Raw genomic sequence first — 22,920 nt, 5'->3', positions numbered from 1 at the left:
TTCGAGAAAAGCTGTACGAAGAACACCAAGCCGCGTTCTGGACACCGTCTCGACACAATCAAAAGCACGGCCCATCCAAGGCATGGGAAGAATGGATCCAAAAAAAACGCAAAGTCATCGAGACGGTGTTTTCGATTCTCGTAGACCAATACCGGATCACCGACATTCGAGCGAATTCCATGGCCGGGTTTGAAGTGGCACTCGATGGCATCTTGTTGGCTTATTCCTTGGTCACACTAGGGCTGGTTGAGCGCTGACGCTCAACTAGCACCACGGGTTAAAATGTATTAGCCTTATTCCATATAAATTACTAAATTTTTATTTTTCTAAATTCATCATCATAAATACGAACACCATAACTAAAAACAAAACTTCCGTCTTGAAATTTAACATCTAGTGACAACCTAACAGGATAGACTTTTTCCAGTGTTTCTGCAATGTAATATCTCGACGCTTTAACATTTTCAAGCAAATATATGACCACTTCTCCATCATGAGTATATCTAGCAGATTGAGAAATCCCCATATCTTCTTTGACATTATCATAAAAACGTCTAACTTCTTCTCGAATATCATTTAAAAACCCCAAAAAGTCAATCTTTGGATCATAATGCTTGTTTGCTTCAAAAAGTCCATATATTCTTGATTTATCAATTTCAGAAATCATTTCCCAAAATCCCGATAAATCTTCATCATATAATGTTTCTATAAAGTCCAAAGCTAATTTAATTTGTTCTGGTTTTGCCTTCTCAATGTGCGCATAATCTTCATTTTTTAACATTCAATTCATCTCCTTCGCCTTATCTATTCGGCAAAGAGTGATAAAAACATTTTGATAAGAACTGCGATTAAACAAATACTACTTATCCTCATTTTGTTTACTCAATAATAATTCTAACTTATTGTCAATACTCTTTAATGTGTTTAAAACTTCTTCTTTCCATTCTCTTTCCATTTCATTTGCTCTTTGCACTGCTTGAATATTTGGTTTTATGTTTTCGTTAGGATTAAAAAAATTAACCATCTTATTTCCCCTCCCTTCACCTTCCACAATTCAACAAAAAGGAGGGAATTTCCTGCTGAAAATTATCAAAAATTGTAATATCTTTAGTGGACTCGGCAGGACTCGAACCTGCATCATTTCGCTTATGAGGCGAACGTGTTAACCAATTACACCACGAGTCCAAAAAGAAAAACTGCTTTATTTAAAGTAATTTCAATCTTTCTTCTTTTCTTCAATCAAACTTAATATCAGCTCCTCATTCTCCTTAAAAACCTTATAAAGTGATGCAACAATTTTCCTTACACCTTCCCATATGTTGCTTACTATTTGCTCCAACTCCCGTCTTATTTCTTCCCCTTCTTCAGATAAAAGAAATTTTTCGATTTCTTCCGTATCTCCATTTTCTACAACAGTTTTTAATTTATCAAGCAATTGCATCTTGTTCATCATTGTTTTGTTGTTCCTCCTTCTTTTGTTCTTCATATTTTCGTCTACACTCTATACTGCAAAATTTCTTATTCTCGTTTACTATGTACTCATCACAAAACAAGCATTTCTTCACGATATGTCCTTCAGTTGCAATTTTCTGCAACACATCATACAAATTGTATCGTCTTAAAAAGTTATGTAATTTACTGTGCATTCCTTTTTCAAGAACAAGTAGATTCTCAGGTCTATTGTCACTGGGATTCATATTTAAATGATGTACTTCCTCATTCGGTCTTAACGGTCTACCTAACATTTTCTCAGATAGCAATGTATGTTCATAGACATATCCTTGCCATTGACCACGCTTTATGGCTTTTGGATGGTCTGGCTTATAAATCAATATGTACCCATTACTTATTCGTTGTTTCTTCTCCTTTTTCGTATTTTGTTTCATTTGTTTTCGTCACTCCTATCCAATCCTCAAACAAGCACTGCCCACATTCCATTTCAGACGCTTTTTCGTATTTAATATGTATTCCGCATTTCTTACAAACAAAATAATCAGGAATCCGTATCATCACATCACCTTTTCCCATTCAATTCGAATTTCCCCATCTTCAATCATCCGTTTTGCTACAAACTGATAAAACCCATCATCAAACGGTACATCTTCCTCATCACACCGCAAAACATATTCAATATACGCTTTTGAATATTCAGGATAGCCTGCAAAGTAATTTTCAACATTCATCTTGAAGATTTTATCTGCATATATCCACGTTTCTAACTCAAAATCAAAATGCTTGCGAAATTCTGGATTCCATTCGCCTGTTTTCTTGTTCCACATGAACATATCACCGACATAAAAGAAACGCTCCAAGAAGTCGCCATACATGGTCAACGCATTCACATAATCCCTAAACTTTTCATTATCCGCAATCCTCGCAGCCATCTCATTTTCGATGAATCCCTCAACATCACATTCTGAATACGGCACAAACACATATTCTTTTTCATTTACAAGAAATACATGGTGTTCAGGAGGAGCAACGATCATTCCTCGTCAGCTCCCTTCTTGAACTCCGACACTTCAACTTTTGTCATTGGAATCGCACGCAATGTATTAACCTTCATAGCTTCTTCCATCGCTTTTGCAAGCTTTTCTTTATCAACTTTTTCAAGAGCCTCTTGTAATTTCGGATTAGGTTTCCATTCTTCAATAAACGATTTATCTGCCGTTTTCCATTCCTCAACATTAACCTCTTTTTTCGCTTCTTGTTTCGACTCAATCAACATCTTCACTAAGCGCTCCAATTGCTCCAATCGCTCATGAATCGACCGAATATCCTCTTCAAATTGCAAAAGAAAACGTTTCGTTAATCCGAAAAATAATTGATCATTCGCACCTCTTGCAGCATGAAACATCAATTCTTCAATTTCCTGTCCATTCATTTCACTGACTTGTTTTTGTTCTAACTGTTTATAATCTCTCATTTCTTTTTCTCCTTTCGTTTATTGATTTGTTTTTGCTTTTCTTCATATTGCTTTTGATACTCCCTCATAAGTTGTTCAAATGTCTTTTTCTTCTTCAAGCGTTCATCACTCCAGTAAAAAAGATGAGGCAGGAAACGAATCCTGCCTTTTAGAAAGGGGTGGTGATATGAATAATGATTTAAAAATAATAATAGGAGGTAATAAATATGGGTTTGGTTGTCTATGCTTATCTTTAATGACCGAGCGATAGACGGGCGACAACATTGCGTTGCCGATGCGGTCAAGTCACTTATCGCCGATAAGTGTGTACACACTAACATGACGTATATGTGTACATTCAATCAACGAAAAATAGTGATATTCCGAACAACTCCTCAATCTTTGCAGCCGTCTTTTTTGATGGCTTCCGTTTTCCGTTCTCAATCATCGAGTACATTGCTTGCGTGACTCCAATTTGTTTTGCTACATCTTTTTGCGTCATACCAAGCAAAATTCGTACCTTCTTTATTTTGTTCATCACCTCACTCACCGCCTTTGATACAATCTATACAATGTTAAGTTTTATAACCAACACATCAAAAAAATAAGACGGTCGGAGCGTTCCCGACCGTTTCAAGGAGAAAGAAAATGTGGAGGAATTTTAAATACCAATCGTTGCTGATGCTTTTGAAATGGCAAAAGCATATAAAGAAATGAAGCTAACGAAGTAATTCGTAAAGCATTAATTGAACTTGCATCAAAAGAATCACGTATTGCTGAAGTTAAAGAAGTAGCTAAACAAAAAGTTGAAACAAAAAAGAGATAGGTAATGTAATAAAATATTACCTATCCCTTCACTATATGTATGTACTTTATCCTAACCCTTTTTCTACAAATTTACTTAATTAACTAATTTTATATGTAAAATCAATGTTTTCTAATTCTTTATGTAAATATTTAAATTCCTTATGTATGTAATTCATTAAAACAGTTGTACACTGGTAAACAATATTCCGTTTCTGTTCATTTGTTAATTGTGGCACTTCATTTCGTTCTAAAATTCCTTCTAGTACTGCGTATGTATCTTTAGTCTTCTGACCTTTAATCTTAACACTATTCAAATTATCTGTAATAATATCAAAAATGGTTTCACCTATTTCTTTCCGATTCGCTTGCAATTTTTCAAAATCCTTAAATCCTTTAACAGTAGCTTCTCCTTTACGATAATTTTGTTTGAGCCATCCAATGAAAACAGCCCATTTTGCATCGTCTTTATGTTCTTTCAAGCTAAATTTTTCAACATTTTCGATTGCGATAAACAAATCAATAATCACTTGCGCTTTCGGTAAACTATGCTTATTCCGCGCAATTTTCCATTGTCGATACAAAGAATAAATCACTTGTGCGATTTTCTTCTCATGTTTCATGAGTGCTTGCTCAGAAATCCCGATTTTTTCTGCAATCTTTTCCCTTGACTCTGTACCCTTCTTAAAATCATAATTATAGTGATCATAGTATCCTTTGATGTGTGGATATACTTCTCTTTGTCTAGGTGTTAAGTACTCTTCAACGTCAACAACATGAAGAAACGTTTTAAAATCATCTTCAGCAGCAAACTCTGTATATTTTTTGTATAGCTCTTTTTCAATCCGATACTGTTCCTTTTCATCGCAAATGGATTCCTTTGTAAATTCCCTTTCTTTGAGTCCGTCTTGATTGATGAGTTCTTTTCCATATTCTTTATTTACTAATGTTTTAAATTGATTTTTCATCCAGCCACTAAATTTGGTCAACAACTCTTTTTCAGATAAATGAGCGATCCCATATTCCTGATTAATTTTCAGAAGTCGTTTTCTAAAGAAGTCAATAACAAAATCCCAATATCGTGAATCGAAATCTGCTTTATTAAAATATTTTTTATAACCGAGTTTATAATACAAATGGCTATGTATTTTGTTTAAATCCTCTACACTATATTTAATTGATGTATGTACTTCAATATCGTTTCCTCTTCTTACTTCTTTTTTCTCTTCAATGACTAACTGCTCAAATACTCCTGACTCACCTTTTAGATAACCAACACAGAAATCTTTAAATGTATTAAATTTTCCGTTTCCAATTAATTTCATATCTAATCATCCTCCATTTATTTAAAATTTTTCTCTTTCTCATCCCAAAATCCCACACAACAACACCAACAACATTAAGCGATTTCTGCTTTCTTCCTGCCGTTGTCATCGTCATTTTCATTGCATTTGCCATTGTCATTGCTCATCTTCTCCTTTACTCATTGTTTTTGTTTGCGTTGTGTATTCACACTTGCATTGTGCATGACGACCGATTGCTAACTGCTGGTCATTTGTTATTGTTCATTTTGCATTGTCACTTTGCACTCTGCATCATTTGAATCATTGCTCTTAATTACCATTTTCCTTTGCTTACATTATGATTGCTGGATTGCTAAACTTTCAGCAGACTCATTATCAACAACAAGAAGAAAGCGAATTATTTACCCTCAAGCTTATCACCCCTTTCAAATGTCCCCGTGCTGTTTACAGATGCTACCGAGTGAAATGCAACGGAAGCAGTAGCTTCCTGCATTTTCACTCTTGTTAGTTATGCTACGCATACCTAATTATTGATCATCTTTTGCTTTTGAATTGTATTGTTTTGCTATTGTAATTGAATAATGAATGGTATAATAATAATTGTTAAATAATTTACTATTGCAATTGATTAATTGTAAGAAAAAAATTATAATCAAAAATTACTCAATCTCTTGTCGCTCTAGGTGTTTAACATTTATCTCCCCATTTTGCATATTAAAAATAGCCAATTTTGACGAGAAAAATTTTATAACCAAAGTGGCTCAATCCCTTGTGGCTGTAGGGCTGTAGCGTTTATCTCCCCATTAGTGCTATATAATATATAAGACAAAATTAACGTAGGTTAATTTTGGGAAAGTGAAAAATTCGCTAAGAATTTTCACTGGATTACCTTGTAAACAGCATGGGGAGATACGCCACTACTTTAATACAATAAAGTAATGATATTTATCTTTGAGTTTGAGTTTCTTGAATTCTTTATGTGCTTTGACACGTTCCCATTTGATTTTAAATTCGAATTGCTTCTGTACATCTGATTTATGTATTTTGGTTTGGCCATCTTGAATTAATTTGTATATGTACTGTACAACCTTATCCGTATTAGTCGGCTGTTTGGTAGCCGATTTTTCTTTTTGCTCCTCTTTAACTTCAATGGTTTCTGTTAGTGTCGCATATTTCATTTGCCCAAGCACTTTATGTACGATCTCTTCATCCTTCGTGACTATGTAAAATTTTCCTTTTGGTTTAGGATTTCTCTGAATCCGTTTAATCGATTGATAAATTTCTGCTGCAATATAGCCATCCTGTATTGCTCTAAATTTGGCATTTTTGAATTTACCTCGATTGTCAACTTGGGTTCTATTTTTACCTAGTGTTTGATCAGCATATTGTATATAGTGTATGAGATAATGAGCGTTCGGAATGTTTGGAGTACCTAAAATCCATACGTTGTCAAAGTCGCTGAATGTGTTTTTACCAATCAAATTGCCAAACCATGAGATTGCATAAGGTTGACTATTATAATCTGGATCGTTTTCCTTATCGTTTTTATCTTTCCAAACATTATCCGCACCGAACACCTTTTTCATTTCTTTATGTAAACTGTCCGCAAATTCTTTATGTATAACAAGGAGCGTTTTTTCGCCTTCAATATGTCGTTCTTTAATCAATTCAACAATCTTCTCGAAATACTTCTTTTGCTTTTTTCCGATTGCACTTTTGGATGTATTCATTTTAATGTGAAAGAATTGGCTTGCTGAATGGTCAATTAACCGTGTTTGGCGTTGCAATTTAAATTTGTCATGTACTTCGTAAACTCCATCTATTCCTGCCGATGCATCAAGGATGATATTATTTTTGAGTCCCCAGTGTTTGTGTCGTCTGTTTAATGTGTAGAGTTCTTCGCTGTTGTGCAGGGCTAATACATTTTTATCGTACAGAAGTAATACAGTATCAAGAAAATTCTCTAGTTTGCGTTTGATTTTGAGATCGTGCTGATTGCGTATTTCATCTTTCATCATGTCTGTAAATTGTTGTAGCAGCTCTTTTTTGATTTTTGGATAGATTCTTGTTATTGCTGTTGAATTACTGGTTGCTAATTCATTAAGAGTTCGGCAAGCTTTATCAAATAGTCCACTGTTTTTGAATGATATGTACTGGCGAATATGGCTATATATTGCATAGGAATATGTATAGACGTAATAATTAATCTTCTCATCAATAATCAGTGTGTGACGGTTTTTTGTGAAAATGGCTCGTTCCTTGTCATTAGTACAAAGGTCTATGTACCGTTTGTGCGATATGATTATGACTTGTTTTGATTGTAATTCTTTCACATTCTTCTTCCATTTCTGCCAGTTCTCTGCCGTGATGACGAGAACATGATCACGAAGGAAACTGTTATCCTCTATTGCTTCTGCACTCCTCTTTGATTCATCGTTGAATTTTTTTACAATGAGAAATTTGCGATCTGTGTTAAACCTTAAATATTCGCGAATGATAATGTCTGTGTAACGGCTTTTGCCGAGCCCTGCTTCGAAATTCACAACTTTAAATATGTTTTCTCCTGTTTCCTGTTCCGTTATTAGTTGCCGTAAATAATCGATTTTTTGTATGTACTTGTCACCATATACTTTTAGATAGGCATCATCCCTTTGAATTATCTGTTTTGCCTCCACGCTTTCACCGCCCTTCTGCCATTTGTGCTAAGAAAGCGTGAAAGCTTTTATCATTCTTGTACTGAATCATTGCCCTTCTGATTGCATCTGAATCGTTGAAAAGAAAGACTTTGCGATTGTTATTGCTTTTTAAATCAGGCTCAACTCCTACAAGCAAGAAACCTCGACACTGCAAATAGATTGCTAACTTCCGAGAATGAACAACTAAAGTTTCTGTCATACAATTCCCCCTTATTCTTTAAATAAAATCAAGTTTTTATTTACGATTGTCGTGCGTTTCGATATATCGTCTATAAGCTTCGAGATTCTCCTTTTTCAAGTCCATCTTTCCATTTTCGTATTGGCTAATGGCAGCACTCGTAATTCCGATTGCCGAAGCAATTTCTTTAATTTTTATTTTCTTTTCCTTTCTCATGAGCATGTATAAATGGCGTTGTTTGATGTTCACGGTTCATTCCTCCTTTTGATTAATAAATTAAGCATTTCGAGAGCAAAAAAGAGTTACCCTCGAAACAAGGGTCAAATATAGTTAAAGTCAAAGTATATGTATTAAATTGCTTTTTTCTTTGGTCTGCCACGTTTCTTTTTCTTTGCTGACTGTTGTTTCGTTTTATGTATGTGATCATCAATCGTTAAGAGTTTCTTCTCTTGTTGCGGTTTCCTGAAGTGTTCTGGATGTGTTAAAGGTGTTTTCATCTGTTTCCATTCATCGAAAAATTGTTTGATCGATTGCTCCCAGTATGTTTGAATCATTACTCCCCTCCTTTCAATTTTTAAAAATTTATTGTTGACACCTTCATGTTCATGCTGTACAATATAGCTAGAATCAAAATTTAATTTAAAATGGTCTTATTATGCATTTTTGAAGACATGAAGGTGTCAACCTCATCGTACCATATTTTTCATGCACAAGTCAATAGTTTTTTATATATTTTTTAATAATTTTTTAGATTAAGAGATGCGTTTGAAGAACGTGTCTTTTTTATTTTTTTACAAGCCGTAATTTAGGTTTCATGCGCTCGAGTTTTACTGGTTGCAGGTATTCATCATATGTTGCTTTGTACATCGGCAATTTTCCCTCAAAGATTTCATCAATCTTATCGAGCATTCTTTTCCGCAATTCAGGATCACGGTCTTTGGCAATCATCACTGAATCGAATATCATTTCCCCAAATGTATCGTTCCATTCATCTTCAATTTTGTCTACAAAAACAGCATCTAAAAATGTATCACGGTCAATACGTTCTGGAAGATTGCGAATAGTTTCTTGACTGCGTTTTGAACGGTCAAGATTGAGAAGACTCAAGAATTCGTTCTTTGAAATAGTTGCATCTCCAATGAACATGTATTCGAGATATTTACGAAAATCGATTGTACCAAGTTCAATCGTTAGTGCTTCAAGTGTTTGATAGTGAAGATCATATAATGTTTCGAGTGCTTGCATAGTGCGTTTATTTTTCTTCGGCTTTGCTTTGATACATTCGATAAGTGTTTTAAGTTCTCCGAGATCGTCAATCAGCTTAGCACGCAAGCGTTTAAACTGTCTATGTAGCTTCTTATATTGCGACCATATCCGTTTTAGGTAAACAATGACGTTGAAGATTGAGTATGAATCGGCATTTTCAGCATAATATCGAACCATGTGCCATTTTTGCTCCCGTCCCTGCATAGTTTGTTCGAGTAATTCTTTAAATCCTTCTGGTGACATTTCCTTTTTATTCATCATGAGAAGATACGTCATCATTTTTTCATATATCGTTTCTTCCCATGTAAGAATTGTTTTGTTTCCGTAAAATACATGATGATGGAAACTCGTAATATCATCACGAATTTTTGATTGGATGGTTAGAAGATCATTTCTCAATTGAATTGCGTTCATTTAGATTCCCCCTTCATTAATTTATTTGAACAGGAACTAAATTTACTGTTTCACCTAATTTACCGTTTTTCTCCAAGAAATTATATAATTCAGGATATTCATCAATAGCAAAGTAATATGGATAATCATCCTCATCGTAAAATGTTTCTTTTACTGGAATTTCAATTTTGTTTAACCACGGATGATCAATATCGAGGTAAGCTTTAAGATTGTATTTTTTCACTAATCCCTCTAATTCTTTATAAAACTTAAGCATTCTATTCCACTTTCTTTGTTCTTCTGCTTTTCTTTGCTCCTCCATTTTTCTTACATGTAGTGGTTTTTCTTTATATAATCGGCTTGTATGAAGTCTTCTGGATTGGTTTTTAGTATGACAACCCGGAAGTTTAAATCGCACTGAACATATACCATCATTATTTATTCTTGTAATAATTCCTTCGTGATAAGGAAAATATTTACTGTAACGAAAGTAAACTTTATCTCCTTTTTTAAATTGACTCATTATCATTCCCCCTCAATTACTTTTTAGCCCTTTTTCATATCCATCAATCAACACTTGTCCATCATTGGAATGTAAAAACTCCACATATTGATCAATGTCGTCCCAAGCGATTAGAAAGAAATTATCTGATTGCATTTAATTGCTTCCTCCCCCGAATTAATTTTTAACCGAAAATCAGACCTACAACCGACCTACTTACGCAAGAATGGCATCACCTCCTTAAAATTTGACCATCTTTGACTTTGACCTAATTTGATTATAATTTGATCTTTTTTTGACTTTCAAGACTTCTTTTAAAATTTCTAAAAATTATTTAGTTGTCAAGGAGCATGAAAAATCCTACATCCCATTTTTAATTTCCTCAATTAAACACTTAACTTTTTCAAGATTTTTGTAAAACAACTGCGGAACGTGGGAACATCCGAATAATTCATCCTCTAATTGTTTAAGAACCTTTAATGCCTCAATGTTTCTTTCACAAGCTGCAATATACGCTTCAAAATTCATGCGAATAGCTTTGTTTATCTGCTCATCGTCCCCTTCAACAAAATTTTTTAGTTTTGCTTTGTACAAAATGATTTCAATTTCAAGACGATCTATTTTCGTCAGTGATTCCTTTTGTAATAAATAACTTTTTTCCTTAGGAATATTGAATAATTCACAAAGTTTTTCTAAATGATGTTTAGGAATCGGTCTTCTGCCCTTTTTCCAATCGTTGATTTGCGGAGCTGGTATTCCTAAATATTCAGCAACATCTTTATTTTTTAATTTCCAAAGCGAGAAAAAATAATCTAATGCGTGCATACAAAAACCCCTTTGACTAATTATTAGTCATCCTACTTAAGTAAAATATAATACAATGACTAATTATTAGTCAAGCTAATTTCCAAAAATTTTTTATAAAATTTTCAAGGAACAAGACCGCCTTATTTTGCTTATATTGCTCGTAAATGATGAAGCGGTATTAAATCATTACTCTATCTCACAAAACGCCGTACGGGGCAAATATGAGCATTCTATGCGTATTGAGCAAGTCGCCGGCGTAGTTCTTCGATTTCCTCTGGCGATACTTTTTCTTGTTGTTGCTTTTTCACGTCTGCACAAAACCGCTCGAATCTCTTTTGATGTTCAGCAAACCAATCAGGAAGTGCTTCTGTGCGAATCGGTTTTTTCTCTACACTTTCTATTTCGTCTTTTTCCGGCTGGCGTGAATGACCGATTTGCTCAAATTGGGCACGAGCAATGCTGTAAGCAAGAGCGCATATTTCGTCCGTTTGCATTTGCCCTTTTCTCTGCATGAAATATGCTTTGAGCGATACAAATGTAGCAATAGCGACTCTTTTCCGATCAGCATGATTAATGATGTCACCGAATCGTTTAACGGCTTTTCTAAAGGCAAGCGTGACACGATCCCATGCAGATTTAATTGTTTCAGCGGTAAAAAGGCCGTTTGCGATTCGATTTACCTCTTTTGAAACGAATTTGACAAATGTCCCCTTTTTAGAATGATTAACATTTAGATGATTATTATTTTTATTAATATCTGAATTCGATAAATCATAAGGTAAAGTCGAACTTTGCTCGTCTGAACTCTCTATTTTTCTATCATTTTGACCACTTTCAGCTTGGACATGAGCTTGGTCACACTCATGCCAAAAAAATAATGTCTGCCAATATTTTTCGTAATAAGGATGGGCTGTAAAGAAAATGACAGCTTTCCCCCTACCATTCTGTTTGTTGCTTGACCTCCACAGTCGTTTTACGACTCCCTTTAGCTCAAGAAATTGGATATATCTTCGAACCGTTCTTGAATCAATATTGTAACGGTCTCCAACGTGCTGAGAGCCAGCATAAACAAAGCCACGTTCTACAGAAAGAAAGCAAAGATATTCAAGGGCAGATTTTGTCTCCTGCTTCATTCTGTGCCACTTTTCACCGATGGCTTGAATGATGGATTTAAGCATGTCCATTTTGAGGCGATTACGATCTGCTTCTTCCGTGACGACTGGGCGATATTGAAGGATTTGTTTGAATTGATGGTGTTCGATGATGGTATGCTTTCTCATTTTCCCCATTCTCCCTTTAACAAACATATGTTCGGAGAATGGACACACAGAATATTAAGCATACAACTTGTATTTTTTTGAAAATTGTTGTACACTTAAAGCAAGTGATTATTGGAGTGTGTCCATTCATGAATCGGTAGAGTGTTCCCAGCACCCTACCGATTTTTCTTTTTGCGTTTAATTGGCAAAATTTAATGCTTCAAATGCTTGCTGCGCTTCTGCTAATGCTTGCTCTTGAAATGACGTATCTTTTCCTTCCTGTTTCGCTTGTTCAATATCTTTTCGGATATGTTGCATATGAGAAAATAGAGCAACCTTAATTGTGACAAGCTCGTTTTCAGTGAGTTTGATTGTTTTAAGCTGCTCGGTTGTTTTGGTCATCATTTTTTATCCTCCTTAAAGGTTGTATTTGAGAACAATTATATTCAAAAACGCCTCGCATCCTTTCGAATTGATCATGCTGTTGTGCTTTGTCATATTCGGAATGGCAATCAGCAGCAGGACAGAAATCACCATCATAACGATCAACATTTCGATCAATGTGAATCCCTTTTGATTCATTGTCACTCCTCCTCGCATACGAAATTTCAGAAAGAGCGCTTAGCGAATGGCCGGTTCAGTTCGATCCGTTCCTTGACCATCGAGTCTGTTCATTGATTGGGCCTTGGGAGGAGGGGCGCGTCCCTCTCTCAAGGAGCCAACATATCAAGATTGAGCATCTTGTTCCTACAGAGCCGTCCCATCCTTGTTAAACGGAAGTTATTTACAGTTCATTCAACATAGAAAACATCGGCAACAAAATCGCCAAATACATGCCGACGACAAACGAGCCAACCACCGCCAACAAAAGCGGCTGCATGCATTTTAAGACCGACTCGATTCGTTGTTCCATCACCTGCAGCAAAAACTCGCTGTAATGTTCAAGTTCTTTGCCAAGCTCGCCGTTCGACTGGCCGTGGCGGATGACAAGCGCCAGCTCTTGTTCGTAATAGCGGGCGGCGCCGATTAATCTGTCAAGCGCCATCCCTTTCATCAACCCGTGGCGAAGGCGCCGGCCTTCCATTTGCAAAAATGGCCAGGACGACGGCTCGCTGAACACGCCGAGCGCATCATAAACCGACAACCCGGCCTGCAGCAAGCGCCCGAGCTGTCGGGCAGTCAGGCAGGTGACAAACAGTCTCAGAAACGAAGCAAGCCCTGGAATTCGCAAGGCGAATTGAAGTTTTCGGGAGACCGGCCAGCGGCGGAAATAAGCGGTGTAAAACAGCCCGGAGAACACCGCCAAGACGGCGATGGCCGCCATCGCCATAGGGGCATGGGCGACCACCGCAAGCAGCCAAGCGGTGTGCCCGCGTTGTGGAGAAAACGCCGCCGCCGCCCGTTCAAACTGCGGCAGCAGCCACCATTCCATCAAGACGAGCATGATGATGAGCAAAGAAAGAAGGAACAGCGGATAACGGCTGAAGCGGTGAAGCTGCTCGTAGAAGCGCGCTTTTTGCGCCAGCGCTTCCCCTGTCTCTGCCATGCCGCGCGGTAAATCGCCATGCCGTTCGGCAAAAAAGAGAAGGTTAACCGCCATGCGGTCGACCGACAGCGCTTCGACAGCCGCAAACAGCGGCAGCCCGGCGCGCAGCTGCTGCAGACAGCGTTCCACTTCCATCCGGCGGTGTGTGGGAGCCTGAATGGCCAAAAACTCAAGCGCTTGCCCAAGGGGGTAACCGCGCTCGAGCAACCGGCCGAGCCGAGTGAAAAACAACGCCTGTTCAGCGAGCGGCCACATTTTGCGTTTCATCTTTCTCCCCCTCCGACGAGCTCAAGCATGCGAACGGGCAGGTAGCCGAGCGCAATCCCCTTGCGGATCAAGCGCGCCAGCGTCATATAAGAGCGCTTTGGCTTCCCTCTCCCATTGGAGAGGGAACGAATCACGTCCTCCAGCGCTGAACCGCAAAGCAACTCATAAACAGCCGTGCGCCGGCGTCGTCCAAGACGGCCGCACGATGGATGGCAATCGTCGCCGCACAGCGGGCAGCAAAGCTCGACAAGCCGCTGGGCAGAGACGGCAAGCAGCGTCTCGGCCAAATCGCCGAGCGGAATGCCGAATTCATGCAGCCGGTAGACGGCGCCGACTGCATCGGCGGCGTGCATCGTCGAGACGACCAAATGGCCGCTCAACGCTGAACGGATGGCAATGGCCGCCGTATCATGATCGCGGATCTCGCCGACCATCAACACATCCGGGTCATGGCGCAGCGCCGCTTTTAACCCGGCGGCGTATGTGATGCCTGCTTTTTCATTGATTTGCACTTGCAACAATCGTTCGTTCTGTTTTTCGATCGGATCTTCAAGCGTGATGATGTTGCGTTGCCTTTCAGCTTGGCAAAGATCAAGAAGGGTGTAGAGGGTCGTCGTTTTTCCCGACCCCGTCGGGCCGGTCAACAGCACAAGCCCTTGCGGATGCTGCATGAAGGAAAATAATCGTGCGGTGGAGCGGAAGAATAAAGATAGTTCGCGAAGCGGCAGCGAGAGGCGCTGCGGCAGAAGCCGAATGACGAGGCTTTCATCGTAGAGCGTCGGCAATGTCGATAAACGCAAATACACCGTTTCCCCAAACTCAGCCACTTCCATGGCGCCGCTTTGCGGACGGCGTCGTTCCCCGATGTCCATGCCGGCTAAAAATTTAAAGTGGGCGATGAGACGTTCCGCCGTTTCCTTCGAAAGCACGCCAACGTCGACAAGCATGCCATCAAGCCGAAGACGAACAGCGGCATCGCGGCGGCGCGGAACGAGGTGAAGATCCGAGGCGCGGCGCTGCACCGCTTCGGCGAGAAGGCGGTTTGCCGTTTGTTCGATCTCGTTCAGCACATATTCCCTCCTTTCGACAGACTGCTTTGTATTTCGACGAGCATGAGTCGTTATCCTGCTTTTGGCGCAGCTTTTTTGTGAAATTTTTTTGAATGTCAGTCCACTCACTGCCAATAGTGACAAAAATCATTCCTCGCTTTGGACGATTTCATTATAATAACCATATCAATGATTCATTTAGGAGGGAAACCAATGGAACAAACGCTGAAAATCACAAGCGTATTGTCTGACCCGACAAGATTTCATATTTATGAATATATGGCAAAAGTGCATCGCGAAGTTTCTGTTCAAGAAATCGCAGAAAAATTTCATATCCATCCAAACGTTGCCCGCTTGCATTTAACGAAGCTTGAAGACGTTCGCATGGTCGTATCGGATACGCAAAAAACGGGAAAAGGCGGGCGGCCGAGCCGGCTGTACCGCCTGTCCGACGAAGTGATCGGGCTGTATTTTCCGTTCCGCGATTATCAACTCCTCGCCCGCATCGCCATTCAAACGATGGCCAAACTCGGTCCCATTGGAAGCGAGGCGTTGCGTGAAACAGGAAAGCGGTTCGGCCGTGAGCTCATCGCCAGCCGTTTGCCGCATAACGGCACAGCGAGCGCGCTCACCATGGCGGACAAAATCGCCATAATGGAAGAGGCGGCCGAAGCGGCTGGATTTTTGCCGCAATTGCACTATGATGAAGAAAAAGGAGTGCTATACCTCGATATTTTCAACTGCCCGTTCAAAGAAATCGCCGCGCAAGCACCTGATACCGTCTGCGGCATGCACCACGCTTTTTTGGAGGGAATGGTCGAGACGCTGTTTGCCGGTGCTGAAGTAACGGAAACGGAAAATATGATGGAAGGCAGCCACCGCTGCGCCTACCGCACCATCATCCGTCCGTGACAGCGTCCCTCCTTCCTTCTTTTTTGTCTGAAGCAAGCAACGGCCGGCATTGGCATCATTTCTTACCACTTGTCCGAAAGCGTTATTTACATTCCCAATCATTGTACATTATAATAAGTAAGGACCAATGGTTTGCACAAACAAAGGAGGGATACATAATGGACCGCATGTTCCGCGTGCTCGCCTTTTGGACCGGCATTTTTGCTGTCATGTTTTACCTTGGCCATATGCATACGACGTCGCTCATCTTCTTTGGCCAAACCGTATTTTTCCTGTTCCTCGGCTTTTTAAAGCTGACCGAGAGAATGTACATTTACATTTTCGGGGCATATTTGACGATTTTCTTCGCGGCATTTACGTATTGGACGACTTTTATGATGGTGCCCGGCATGGGTGAATAAAAAACAGGCAGAACCTCCTGCCTGTTTTTTTGCCGCTTTGACCGGAACCCCTTTTCTCCATTGCAGATAGGCGAAGGAAGCCGTTAATCGGCCGGCAAAAACTCGGGCGCTGGCCAAAAGTCTCGCGCGGGGAGACTCATTCCTTTCTGCAAAATAAGCACGTCAAAAAAGCGGCTGACGCCATCGTCGGCGATCAGCGCGCGGATCATTCGATTTTGGCGGCTTGCCGGCGAAAAGAAATCGCCGCCTTCTGAAACGTTCCATTCATGCAAAAGGCCGGCCGCGAGCAAAAACCGATCTTGGCGAACGAACGCCACTTCCTCCCACCCAGCCTGACGGGCGTACAAGCGAAGCGCATCCCATTGTACATGGCTCGTCAAGTCCATCTCCCCCGGATGGCGAAGCGGGTCGGCAACAAGCTGATGGCGGAAATATCCGCGCAAGCTTCCATGCCGCCGTGCCGGGGCGCGCAACTGTTCGTCCGTATAGCCATAGTCGACCGTCACCATCACCGCCTGATGAAACAGCGGCCCAACCTCGAGCCAAAACGCCTTCATCGCGAGAGGCACCTCAAGCCTTTGCCCTTCAGCAAGATCCAATCCGCGCTCATGTAAATAGCGGACAATAGCGGGACGGCAAAGCGGCGCCTTTTCTTCAACGAGCCGGCCATCGCGGGCGGCGACAAAACATTCGTGCAAAACGCCGCCTTCCTTTACAATGACGTGAACGGGAAACGCATCAAAAAATTCGTTGCTAAACACAATGCCGGAAAACGGCCCACGCTCGGCCAGCCAGCGAGAGACATCGTCATATTGCTCCACCTTCTCGGCTGCGGGTTGAAGCGTTTCGCGCTGGCGCCGGCGGTGGAACGGGCTTTGGTCGATGATCGTATACGACAAGCGGTCGTATGTATGTGGACTTTTTTTCTTCCATTCTTCCAATACCGAAAGCGCCAATCTTCCGTCTCCGCCCCCCCACTCGCAAACAGCGGGCGGCAGGCCGCTCTGTTCCACCATCCGAACCCAAAGCGAAGCAAGCGCTTTGCCAAACACCGGCGCGAATGAGCTGTTCGTAAAAAAATCGCCTTCCTTGCCGATTTTCGCCCGCTCTCGCATATAGTAGCCGAATCGTTCGTCGTAAAGAACCATCTGCATGTAATCGGCGTACGACACCCGCCCACCCGGCGCTGCGGCAATCTGTTCATACAATCGACCCATCACCATTTCTCTACCCCGTCTTCATCATCATTCCGAAAGAAGCTCCCGCCTCAAGCAAAGTGAAGTGGGAGTCGTTCACTTTTTTACTGTTGACATAGTGAAAATAATCATATATTGTTATAGTAGCAGCTTAACTATATCCCCTCCCATTATTGTGGATAGAACATCCCCCAAAAACCCTTCTTGGCGCGGCTAAGAAGGGTTTTTTTGTGTGTTCCGGCGCCAGGAGGCCTTCCGTTGCGCTTTTCCTTGCCCAAAGGAGCCGCCTGCGTTTGCCCGAGGGAATTGCTTGTGTGAAGCCGGCGTAGACGGCTTTTTTTCTTACGAAAACCCATGCAAAAACGGATTTGTATCCATCTCCGCGGCGATCGTCGTCTCTGGCCCATGGCCTGAAAGAACGATCGTTTCCTCCGGCAGCGTAAGCAGTTCGTCATGAATGCTTTTCAACAGCTGCTGATGGTTGCCGCCTGGCAAATCCGTGCGTCCGATGCTGCCGGCAAACAGCGCATCGCCGGAAAACACAATATTGGCTTGTTTGCAATAATACGAGACGCTGCCCGGGGAATGACCCGGCGTTTCGCGGACATCCAACGCAAACGGACCAATGTTCAGCACCGTCGGCCCTTTCAGGCATGTCGGTTCGCAGCGGACAGCGACCGGACCGCCGAAATAAAGCGAGCCATTCAATGCCGGATCTTGCAGCCATTGTTTTTCCTTTTCGTGCACATACACTGGAATGTCCCAGCGGGCAAGCACGTCCGGGATGCCGCCAATATGGTCAAAATGCGCATGCGTCAGCAAAATCGCCAACGGGGTCAGCCCTTTTTCCTCGATCCGGCGGACGAGCGCCGCGCCTTCCGCGCCGGGGTCAACGATCAGGCATTGTCGATCTGCAGACGACAACAAGTAAGCGTTGGCCTGAATCGGGCCGACAGGGATGCGCGTCCATTCCATGGCCATCTCCTCCTTTCCTTGACATGTCCAATATTTAACTTTATTTTACTGCTTTTTTTCAAGCGATGGAAGAGAAAAGAGAAAGGGACCTCGACAAATGGAGGAAAAAAGATTACAATGAAAAAGAATGGACACGTTTGTACATACTGTTTCATGAGGGGGTAAAACGATGGGTACGGTCATTATTTTTGCACTTGTGACGTTGCTTGCCCTTTATGGAATGCTCCGTACATTGCGCGAGAAAAACGTGCTCGGATTTTTGTTTGGACTTGCCACTACCGCCGTATTCGGCTGGTTTACCATCATGACCATTTTACATCATGGCATTCCAACCGGCACGCACTGAAAACGCAAGAGGCGAATCATGCCTCTTGCGTTTTTTTATGCCATTTTGAGCGCTGCTAAAAACAGGCCGAGGCTGTCGCGGTATATTCGCGCAAACTGCGAGAGCGGCAATGGATTGACACCCTCGCCGAGCTCCACCGTGTAACCGCGCCGTCTCCACGTTTGAATGAACCAATCGCGGTAGCCGGCATGGCTGTCAATGTAGCGAACAGCCTGGTAGCCGCTTGCTTCAGCCATCGCCTGAACCGTTGCCTTCGCCTCCGGCGGCTCGAACCCTTCATATCCCCAATAAATTTCCTTGCCTTGTGTATGAAACGCGACGACCATCGCAAAATCGCCCGACTCGGCGAGCTCCGCCATCGCTTTCGCCTCCGGCTCCGTAAGTGGGGCGAATCCTGGAAAATCACGCGGTGCCGGCGCTTTCGGCGGTTTGCGGGCCTGTTCTATTTCCCAGTTAGCTGGGAATTGATTGTTTAAATCAACGCCGCGGATGTTCGCTTTCCATTGCGAAAAGTCGAGCGATCCACCGTTGATGCAGACGACTTCGCTCCGATGCGGCTCTTCTTCCGGCGGGCCGTTCAGCACAAGGTTGACGCCGTCGGGATTGACCATCGGCACAACGGAAAGAGTCACTTTACGGTAATAATCAAGCACCCGATGGCCAGCAAGCTCGTCATCGTTAACCAACGCCCTCGCGTACTCGTCGATGAGCGCCATGATTACGGCCGTCGTGATCCACTCATTCGCGTGGAATGATCCGTTCATATGCACGCGCACCGGCCCGCGGCCGATTTGCAGTTCAACGAGCGGCAAGCCGAGAACGCTATGGCCGATCGTCCGCTGGCGCACAAACGGATAGCGACAGACGAGGGCGGTGATATCCTCCATCAAAGCGGCAAAATCGTACGGACGGACGCTGCGGACGACCGGGGACGAAATCCGCTTCGGCAGCGGCGCTGTTCCGTTGATGACCGCCATCGCCCCCGGCAGCCGCCGCAGCACCTCCGTCGGCAGCGATAGGCGGTCAGCGAGCGCTTCCCACGTATCGATCGGCGCGTATCCCGGGATGGCAACGGTCTGCCCAGGGCGCAATCCCTCTTCCACATGCGGATTCGAATCGATGATCAGTTCAGTCGGCACCGAAAACCATCGTCCATATGTTTCAAACGTATCGCCGGGCCATGCTTGAAGGTGCATGCGCCGTCTCCCCTTCCCATTTCTTTACCTTAACATATGTCGGCAGACGGCAAAAAATGAGCGCCTGGCAGGCGGCAGTGCACGAATGTTCGCAAACATCTCCTTCTTTAAAGTTCGTTCCAATCTCATATCATCCAACAATAAGAAAAGGCGCCCCAACCTTTTTGGGACACCTTCCGTTGTTTACGCGCCGACAAGCTCTTTCGCCAGCCAGGCGGCGCCGATGACGCCGGCATCGTTGCCAAGCGTCGCTAAAACAAGCTTCGCCCCAGCGGCGACGCGCGGGAACGCGAAGCGGCGGAAATGGGCGGCCACGCGCTCGACAAGCATGTCACCCGCCTTGGACACGCCGCCGCCGATCACGATTTTCTCCGGGTTCGTCACATTGGCGGCATTCGCCAACGCCCAACCAAGATAGTACGTTGCTTCATCGACCACTTCCAATGCCAGCGCATCGCCCGCTTTGGCGGCGTCAAACACCGCTTTGGCCGTCACATCCCCGTTGCGAAGCTCACTCGGACGCTCATCTGCGGTCAATTTCTCCTTGGCGATCCGCACGATGCCGGTGGCGGACGCAATCGTTTCCAAACATCCGGTTTTGCCGCAGTTGCAACGGGCGCCGCCATCAGGGATCATCGTCATATGTCCGATCTCTCCGCCGGCGCCGTTTATGCCGCGCACAATGGCTCCGTTGGCAATCACACCGCCGCCAACGCCGGTGCCAAGCGTCACAAACAACAAATGGCGCGCTCCTCCCCCTGCTCCTTTCCACATTTCGCCAAGCGCGGCGAGATTGGCGTCATTATCGACCGAAACGGGCAGCCCCGTCGCCTCTTCCAGCCGTTGCTTCAATGGATAATTCGTCCACCCTATATTGACCGTCTCATACAACATGCCGGTTTCCTCTTCGACCGGTCCGGGGGCGCCGATGCCGGCGGCAAGCAGCCTCTCTTTCGCTCCGCCGAGCTGGGCGAGCGTCTTTTCAAGCGATCGGGCAATGTCAGCGACGATATGCTCACCGCGATTGGCGGTGTTCGTCGGAATTTCCCATTTGTGCACGATGTCACCCTCGGTGGTGACAAACGCCATTTTGATTGTCGTGCCCCCGAGGTCAATGCCTACCAACCATGGTTCCATTGCATCCTCATCCTTTTTTCATCCGTTTTTCCCGCTCCATTTGCGCTTCCTGCCGCAAAATAAACAAAGCGGCTTGCAGCTGTTTCGCATCGATCAGCTGGGACTGGTACAGCTCTTTCACTTCCTCTTCCATCAGCTCCAGATCAGCGAGCCGGTCGCCCACGTAAATGATCGTGCCAAACCGTTTCAACAGCTGCTGAACATCGTATACCGTCTTCATCATCATTCATGCTCCTTTTTTCCTCTTTTAATGTAGCGGCAAACGGCCGCGGCCGTCAAGACAAAAAACGCAGGCGCTAAAAATCAGCACCTGCGTCAGCGGTCAGGGTCGCGCGGGTGAAGAATCGCCGGTCGCCGGTTTTTGAGCGGCATCGGCGACCGGATGAGCACGTCGCGCATCGCTCGGTAGGAGAACGGGATGAACGGCCATAAGTACGGAACGCCAAATGACGTCATCCGCGCCAAGGCAAGAATCCAAACGGTGATGCCGATGACATAACCGTACAGGCCGAACAGGCCCGACAAAATGAGCAAGGCAATGCGGACGAGCCGGTTCGCCAAACTCATTTCATAGCTGGGCGTCGCAAACGTACCGATGGCCGTAACGGAAAAATACAAAATCACTTCATTGGAAAAGAGTCCAACTTCCACCGCGATGCCGCCGATCATAAGCGCGGCGACGAGGCCGAGCGCGGTCGCCAGCGAAGACGGTGTATGAATGGCGGCCATTCGCAGCATATCCATCCCGATTTCAATCATCAAAATTTGTGCAAACAGCGGAATGTCTCCCAATTTGGCCTTTCCCAAAAACTGGAGTGGATCCGGCAGCAGTTCCGGCTCGATCATGAGCAAATACCAAAGCGGCAGCAAAAACACCGACGCCCAAACGGCCAGAAAGCGGACGAGCCGCAAATACGCCCCGACGATCGGCTTATTCCGGTACTCTTCAGCGTGCTGCAAATGATGCCAAAACGTTGCCGGGGTAATAATGACACTTGGCGATCCATCGACGATCACAAGCACATGGCCTTCATACAAATGGGCCGCTGCCGTATCAGGGCGTTCCGTATAGCGGACAACCGGGTACGGATTCCAATGCCGTCCGGAAATAAACTCTTCCACCGTTTTCTCAGCCATAACCAGCCCGTCTGTGTCAATGGCGGCAATCGATTCCCGAACGCGGCGAACGAGTTCTGGGTCGGCTATTTCCTCGATATAGCAAATGCAAATATCGGTCTTCGAGCGCCGCGCCACCTGCACGTACTCCATGCGCAAGGAAGGGTCGCGGACGCGGCGGCGGATGAGCGCGGTGTTAAAGACGATCGTCTCGACAAAACCGTCGCGCGCCCCGCGTACGACCCGTTCCGTATCCGGCTCTTGCGGCCCGCGCACCGGATACGTGCGAGCGTCAATCAAAATGATCCGCTCAACGCCGTCAACGACTAATGCCGTCGGCCCAGCAAGCACCATCGCGACCGCTTCTTCCAAGTCGTCTGTCTGTCCGATCTCGACGTACGGAAGATATTTTTTCAGGAGCTTCTCAAGCGGGTGAACGTCCAGTTCGTGTTCCTCAAGCCGGGACAAATATCTCATCAAATAATGCAAAATATCGTCTTTGACAAATCCGTCAATCATAAACAACGCCATTGCCCGGCCGCCATATTCGACGTCAAGGCGAATGACATCGAAGCTCTTGCCGACTCCAAGCCGTTCGGCTAAATAGGATGCATTGTCATGAAGGCGACGGGACGCCGGGCGTTTGGGCATCTGTTTCTCCATCG

The 22,920-nt window shown here is 43.8% G+C and carries 30 protein-coding genes, 1 tRNA gene and 1 pseudogene; 4 read left to right on the top strand and 28 right to left on the bottom strand.

Features of this window, described 5'->3' with window-relative positions; translation table 11 throughout:
* Positions 1-257: transposase (locus JCR24_RS02385; protein WP_370643288.1), on the top strand; the 257-nt coding region annotated here is incomplete at its 5' end.
* Between the two features lie 53 nt (positions 258-310).
* Here the strand turns inward: JCR24_RS02385 and JCR24_RS02380 are convergent.
* From JCR24_RS02380 to comGA, 22 genes and pseudogenes are all read right to left on the bottom strand, one after another.
* Positions 311-781, bottom strand: a complete 471-nt coding sequence (locus tag JCR24_RS02380; RefSeq protein ID WP_238980001.1) for a hypothetical protein — start codon at positions 779-781, stop codon at positions 311-313.
* Positions 782-859: 78 nt separating this feature from the next.
* Positions 860-1,024, bottom strand: coding sequence for a hypothetical protein (locus tag JCR24_RS02375; protein WP_238980000.1), 165 nt, complete (start codon positions 1,022-1,024; stop codon positions 860-862).
* Between the two features lie 87 nt (positions 1,025-1,111).
* Positions 1,112-1,185, bottom strand: a tRNA-Met gene (locus JCR24_RS02370).
* Positions 1,186-1,216: 31 nt separating this feature from the next.
* A complete protein-coding gene (locus JCR24_RS02365; protein WP_238979999.1) occupies positions 1,217-1,453 on the bottom strand; it encodes a hypothetical protein in 237 nt (78 codons plus the stop codon).
* Positions 1,428-1,886, bottom strand: a complete 459-nt coding sequence (locus JCR24_RS02360) for an HNH endonuclease (protein WP_238979998.1) — start codon at positions 1,884-1,886, stop codon at positions 1,428-1,430. The genes JCR24_RS02365 and JCR24_RS02360 overlap by 26 nt, the downstream gene beginning before the upstream one ends.
* 123 nt (positions 1,887-2,009) lie before the next feature.
* Positions 2,010-2,489, bottom strand: coding sequence for a hypothetical protein (locus JCR24_RS02355; protein WP_238979997.1), 480 nt, complete (start codon positions 2,487-2,489; stop codon positions 2,010-2,012).
* Positions 2,486-2,926 (bottom strand): hypothetical protein, encoded by a 441-nt coding sequence (locus JCR24_RS02350; protein ID WP_238979996.1) that lies wholly within the window; start codon positions 2,924-2,926, stop codon positions 2,486-2,488. Before JCR24_RS02350 ends, JCR24_RS02355 begins: the two co-directional genes overlap by 4 nt.
* A gap of 337 nt (positions 2,927-3,263) precedes the next feature.
* The gene (locus JCR24_RS17525; RefSeq protein ID WP_061912211.1) at positions 3,264-3,443 is read right to left on the bottom strand and encodes a helix-turn-helix transcriptional regulator; all 180 of its coding nucleotides are present in this window, start codon (positions 3,441-3,443) and stop codon (positions 3,264-3,266) included.
* Between the two features lie 367 nt (positions 3,444-3,810).
* Positions 3,811-5,034 carry a helix-turn-helix domain-containing protein gene (locus tag JCR24_RS02345; protein ID WP_238979995.1) on the bottom strand — a complete coding sequence of 408 codons (1,224 nt, stop codon included), beginning with the start codon at positions 5,032-5,034 and terminating at the stop codon, positions 3,811-3,813.
* Positions 5,006-5,173 (bottom strand): hypothetical protein, encoded by a 168-nt coding sequence (locus JCR24_RS02340; RefSeq protein WP_238979994.1) that lies wholly within the window; start codon positions 5,171-5,173, stop codon positions 5,006-5,008. The genes JCR24_RS02345 and JCR24_RS02340 overlap by 29 nt, the downstream gene beginning before the upstream one ends.
* 757 nt (positions 5,174-5,930) lie before the next feature.
* Positions 5,931-7,688 carry a hypothetical protein gene (locus tag JCR24_RS02335; RefSeq protein WP_238979993.1) on the bottom strand — a complete coding sequence of 586 codons (1,758 nt, stop codon included), beginning with the start codon at positions 7,686-7,688 and terminating at the stop codon, positions 5,931-5,933.
* A 4-nt stretch (positions 7,689-7,692) separates the two neighbouring features.
* Entirely contained in the window at positions 7,693-7,908 is a 216-nt protein-coding gene (locus JCR24_RS02330; RefSeq protein WP_238979992.1) for a DUF5659 domain-containing protein, read from the bottom strand.
* Positions 7,909-7,944: 36 nt separating this feature from the next.
* Positions 7,945-8,136, bottom strand: a complete 192-nt coding sequence (locus tag JCR24_RS02325) for a helix-turn-helix domain-containing protein (protein WP_238979991.1) — start codon at positions 8,134-8,136, stop codon at positions 7,945-7,947.
* 101 nt (positions 8,137-8,237) lie between these two features.
* Complete coding sequence (locus tag JCR24_RS02320) at positions 8,238-8,441, bottom strand: hypothetical protein (RefSeq protein WP_238979990.1); 204 nt, start codon at positions 8,439-8,441, stop codon at positions 8,238-8,240.
* A gap of 229 nt (positions 8,442-8,670) precedes the next feature.
* On the bottom strand, positions 8,671-9,567 hold the full coding sequence (locus tag JCR24_RS02315; protein ID WP_238979989.1) for a hypothetical protein: 897 nt from the start codon (positions 9,565-9,567) through the stop codon (positions 8,671-8,673).
* A 16-nt stretch (positions 9,568-9,583) separates the two neighbouring features.
* Entirely contained in the window at positions 9,584-10,069 is a 486-nt protein-coding gene (locus tag JCR24_RS02310; RefSeq protein ID WP_238979988.1) for a hypothetical protein, read from the bottom strand.
* Between the two features lie 339 nt (positions 10,070-10,408).
* Positions 10,409-10,873, bottom strand: coding sequence for a helix-turn-helix domain-containing protein (locus JCR24_RS02305; protein ID WP_061912204.1), 465 nt, complete (start codon positions 10,871-10,873; stop codon positions 10,409-10,411).
* Positions 10,874-11,085: 212 nt separating this feature from the next.
* Positions 11,086-12,135 (bottom strand): hypothetical protein, encoded by a 1,050-nt coding sequence (locus JCR24_RS02300; RefSeq protein ID WP_238979987.1) that lies wholly within the window; start codon positions 12,133-12,135, stop codon positions 11,086-11,088.
* Positions 12,136-12,312: 177 nt separating this feature from the next.
* Positions 12,313-12,519 carry a hypothetical protein gene (locus JCR24_RS02295; RefSeq protein ID WP_238979986.1) on the bottom strand — a complete coding sequence of 69 codons (207 nt, stop codon included), beginning with the start codon at positions 12,517-12,519 and terminating at the stop codon, positions 12,313-12,315.
* 33 nt (positions 12,520-12,552) lie between these two features.
* Positions 12,553-12,696, bottom strand: a pseudogene (locus tag JCR24_RS02290) (prepilin-type N-terminal cleavage/methylation domain-containing protein); the annotation flags it as partial.
* Between the two features lie 202 nt (positions 12,697-12,898).
* The gene (gene comGB, locus JCR24_RS02285) at positions 12,899-13,927 is read right to left on the bottom strand and encodes a competence type IV pilus assembly protein ComGB (protein ID WP_238979985.1); all 1,029 of its coding nucleotides are present in this window, start codon (positions 13,925-13,927) and stop codon (positions 12,899-12,901) included.
* Positions 13,924-14,997, bottom strand: coding sequence for a competence type IV pilus ATPase ComGA (gene comGA, locus JCR24_RS02280; protein ID WP_021322348.1), 1,074 nt, complete (start codon positions 14,995-14,997; stop codon positions 13,924-13,926). Before comGA ends, comGB begins: the two co-directional genes overlap by 4 nt.
* A 192-nt stretch (positions 14,998-15,189) precedes the next feature.
* Here comGA and JCR24_RS02275 point away from each other — a divergent pair, with 192 nt between their 5' ends.
* Both JCR24_RS02275 and JCR24_RS02270 read left to right on the top strand, forming a co-directional pair.
* Positions 15,190-15,888 carry a helix-turn-helix transcriptional regulator gene (locus JCR24_RS02275; RefSeq protein WP_011231918.1) on the top strand — a complete coding sequence of 233 codons (699 nt, stop codon included), beginning with the start codon at positions 15,190-15,192 and terminating at the stop codon, positions 15,886-15,888.
* 158 nt (positions 15,889-16,046) lie between these two features.
* Positions 16,047-16,289, top strand: a complete 243-nt coding sequence (locus JCR24_RS02270) for a DUF2626 family protein (protein WP_008879854.1) — start codon at positions 16,047-16,049, stop codon at positions 16,287-16,289.
* An 83-nt stretch (positions 16,290-16,372) separates the two neighbouring features.
* Here JCR24_RS02270 and JCR24_RS02265 read toward each other — a convergent pair whose 3' ends face one another.
* Together JCR24_RS02265 and JCR24_RS02260 are read right to left on the bottom strand one after the other, a co-directional pair.
* A complete protein-coding gene (locus JCR24_RS02265) occupies positions 16,373-17,506 on the bottom strand; it encodes a class I SAM-dependent methyltransferase (RefSeq protein ID WP_020278526.1) in 1,134 nt (377 codons plus the stop codon).
* A 321-nt stretch (positions 17,507-17,827) separates the two neighbouring features.
* Positions 17,828-18,460, bottom strand: coding sequence for an MBL fold metallo-hydrolase (locus JCR24_RS02260; RefSeq protein WP_014196343.1), 633 nt, complete (start codon positions 18,458-18,460; stop codon positions 17,828-17,830).
* A 169-nt stretch (positions 18,461-18,629) separates the two neighbouring features.
* Here JCR24_RS02260 and JCR24_RS02255 point away from each other — a divergent pair, with 169 nt between their 5' ends.
* Positions 18,630-18,806, top strand: coding sequence for a DUF2759 domain-containing protein (locus JCR24_RS02255; protein WP_011231921.1), 177 nt, complete (start codon positions 18,630-18,632; stop codon positions 18,804-18,806).
* Between the two features lie 35 nt (positions 18,807-18,841).
* Here JCR24_RS02255 and JCR24_RS02250 read toward each other — a convergent pair whose 3' ends face one another.
* From JCR24_RS02250 to JCR24_RS02235, 4 genes are all read right to left on the bottom strand, one after another.
* On the bottom strand, positions 18,842-20,002 hold the full coding sequence (locus JCR24_RS02250; protein ID WP_011231922.1) for a M14 family metallopeptidase: 1,161 nt from the start codon (positions 20,000-20,002) through the stop codon (positions 18,842-18,844).
* A 183-nt stretch (positions 20,003-20,185) separates the two neighbouring features.
* Positions 20,186-21,139: an ROK family glucokinase gene (locus tag JCR24_RS02245; RefSeq protein WP_011231923.1), complete on the bottom strand. Its 954-nt coding sequence runs from the start codon at positions 21,137-21,139 to the stop codon at positions 20,186-20,188.
* A gap of 7 nt (positions 21,140-21,146) precedes the next feature.
* Positions 21,147-21,359 (bottom strand): YqgQ family protein, encoded by a 213-nt coding sequence (locus tag JCR24_RS02240; RefSeq protein ID WP_011231924.1) that lies wholly within the window; start codon positions 21,357-21,359, stop codon positions 21,147-21,149.
* Between the two features lie 95 nt (positions 21,360-21,454).
* The gene (locus tag JCR24_RS02235) at positions 21,455-22,918 is read right to left on the bottom strand and encodes a spore germination protein (protein WP_238979984.1); all 1,464 of its coding nucleotides are present in this window, start codon (positions 22,916-22,918) and stop codon (positions 21,455-21,457) included.
* Between the last annotated feature and the right edge of the window lie 2 nt (positions 22,919-22,920).

It is taken from the genome of Geobacillus sp. YHL (assembly GCF_022341265.1).
In the GTDB taxonomy this organism is placed as follows: domain Bacteria; phylum Bacillota; class Bacilli; order Bacillales; family Anoxybacillaceae; genus Geobacillus; species Geobacillus thermoleovorans.
Note: the sequence above shows the minus strand (reverse complement) of the source record. Positions and strands in the feature narration are given on the sequence as shown.

Excerpts from the sequence above, each read along its gene's own strand:
- JCR24_RS02355 (WP_238979997.1), bottom strand. The coding sequence starts at position 2,489 with ATGATCGTTGCTCCTCCTGAACACCATGTATTTCTTGTAAATGAAAAA.
- JCR24_RS02375 (WP_238980000.1), bottom strand. The coding sequence starts at position 1,024 with ATGGTTAATTTTTTTAATCCTAACGAAAACATAAAACCAAATATTCAA.
- JCR24_RS02255 (WP_011231921.1), top strand. The coding sequence starts at position 18,630 with ATGGGTACGGTCATTATTTTTGCACTTGTGACGTTGCTTGCCCTTTAT.
- JCR24_RS02245 (WP_011231923.1), bottom strand. The coding sequence starts at position 21,139 with ATGGAACCATGGTTGGTAGGCATTGACCTCGGGGGCACGACAATCAAA.
- JCR24_RS02305 (WP_061912204.1), bottom strand. The coding sequence starts at position 10,873 with ATGCACGCATTAGATTATTTTTTCTCGCTTTGGAAATTAAAAAATAAA.
- JCR24_RS02380 (WP_238980001.1), bottom strand. The coding sequence starts at position 781 with ATGTTAAAAAATGAAGATTATGCGCACATTGAGAAGGCAAAACCAGAA.
- JCR24_RS17525 (WP_061912211.1), bottom strand. The coding sequence starts at position 3,443 with ATGAACAAAATAAAGAAGGTACGAATTTTGCTTGGTATGACGCAAAAA.
- JCR24_RS02270 (WP_008879854.1), top strand. The coding sequence starts at position 16,047 with ATGGACCGCATGTTCCGCGTGCTCGCCTTTTGGACCGGCATTTTTGCT.
- JCR24_RS02345 (WP_238979995.1), bottom strand. The coding sequence starts at position 5,034 with ATGAAATTAATTGGAAACGGAAAATTTAATACATTTAAAGATTTCTGT.
- JCR24_RS02265 (WP_020278526.1), bottom strand. The coding sequence starts at position 17,506 with ATGGGTCGATTGTATGAACAGATTGCCGCAGCGCCGGGTGGGCGGGTG.
- comGB (WP_238979985.1), bottom strand. The coding sequence starts at position 13,927 with ATGAAACGCAAAATGTGGCCGCTCGCTGAACAGGCGTTGTTTTTCACT.
- JCR24_RS02340 (WP_238979994.1), bottom strand. The coding sequence starts at position 5,173 with ATGACAATGGCAAATGCAATGAAAATGACGATGACAACGGCAGGAAGA.
- JCR24_RS02360 (WP_238979998.1), bottom strand. The coding sequence starts at position 1,886 with ATGAAACAAAATACGAAAAAGGAGAAGAAACAACGAATAAGTAATGGG.
- JCR24_RS02300 (WP_238979987.1), bottom strand. The coding sequence starts at position 12,135 with ATGAGAAAGCATACCATCATCGAACACCATCAATTCAAACAAATCCTT.
- JCR24_RS02240 (WP_011231924.1), bottom strand. The coding sequence starts at position 21,359 with ATGAAGACGGTATACGATGTTCAGCAGCTGTTGAAACGGTTTGGCACG.
- JCR24_RS02330 (WP_238979992.1), bottom strand. The coding sequence starts at position 7,908 with ATGACAGAAACTTTAGTTGTTCATTCTCGGAAGTTAGCAATCTATTTG.
- JCR24_RS02315 (WP_238979989.1), bottom strand. The coding sequence starts at position 9,567 with ATGAACGCAATTCAATTGAGAAATGATCTTCTAACCATCCAATCAAAA.
- JCR24_RS02295 (WP_238979986.1), bottom strand. The coding sequence starts at position 12,519 with ATGATGACCAAAACAACCGAGCAGCTTAAAACAATCAAACTCACTGAA.
- JCR24_RS02250 (WP_011231922.1), bottom strand. The coding sequence starts at position 20,002 with ATGCACCTTCAAGCATGGCCCGGCGATACGTTTGAAACATATGGACGA.
- JCR24_RS02310 (WP_238979988.1), bottom strand. The coding sequence starts at position 10,069 with ATGAGTCAATTTAAAAAAGGAGATAAAGTTTACTTTCGTTACAGTAAA.
- JCR24_RS02235 (WP_238979984.1), bottom strand. The coding sequence starts at position 22,918 with ATGGAGAAACAGATGCCCAAACGCCCGGCGTCCCGTCGCCTTCATGAC.
- JCR24_RS02320 (WP_238979990.1), bottom strand. The coding sequence starts at position 8,441 with ATGATTCAAACATACTGGGAGCAATCGATCAAACAATTTTTCGATGAA.
- JCR24_RS02260 (WP_014196343.1), bottom strand. The coding sequence starts at position 18,460 with ATGGAATGGACGCGCATCCCTGTCGGCCCGATTCAGGCCAACGCTTAC.
- JCR24_RS02275 (WP_011231918.1), top strand. The coding sequence starts at position 15,190 with ATGGAACAAACGCTGAAAATCACAAGCGTATTGTCTGACCCGACAAGA.
- JCR24_RS02365 (WP_238979999.1), bottom strand. The coding sequence starts at position 1,453 with ATGATGAACAAGATGCAATTGCTTGATAAATTAAAAACTGTTGTAGAA.
- JCR24_RS02350 (WP_238979996.1), bottom strand. The coding sequence starts at position 2,926 with ATGAGAGATTATAAACAGTTAGAACAAAAACAAGTCAGTGAAATGAAT.